This window comes from Pseudomonas sp. BW16M2 (assembly GCF_014268865.1).
Classification (GTDB): domain Bacteria; phylum Pseudomonadota; class Gammaproteobacteria; order Pseudomonadales; family Pseudomonadaceae; genus Aquipseudomonas; species Aquipseudomonas peradeniyensis.
This window is the reverse complement of the sequence record NZ_JABWRI010000093.1, coordinates 1-280: the sequence shown is the minus strand read 5'-3', so window position 1 is coordinate 280 and position 280 is coordinate 1. Positions and strand designations below refer to the sequence as shown.

The window sequence follows — 280 nt, the reverse complement described above, 5'->3', positions numbered from 1 at the left end:
CAGCAGCAACGGGCACGTCAGCGCCGACGGCGAGGCCCGTGGCGCGCGCTTGTTGAATATCTGGCTGTGAAACCGGTACGGCTGGGGGACCTGTCGGTGGGCTTTGTGCACACCTTGGCCGATGCCATCCACAGCCATGGGCTGGACCCACAACCCCTGCTGCTGCAATACGGCCTGGACCCGGCGCGCCTCGCCGAGGCCGGTGCCCGCCTGTCAATCCCGCGCTATATGCGCCTGGGCCATGCGGCCATCCAACTGACCGGCAACCCCGCCCTGGGCC

1 protein-coding gene is annotated in these 280 nt (G+C 68.9%); it reads left to right on the top strand.

Features of this window, described 5'->3' with window-relative positions; genetic code table 11:
• Positions 1 to 66 precede the first annotated feature (66 nt).
• The coding region (locus HU735_RS26875; protein WP_186716498.1) for an AraC family transcriptional regulator ligand-binding domain-containing protein at positions 67 to 280 on the top strand (214 nt) is incomplete at its 3' end.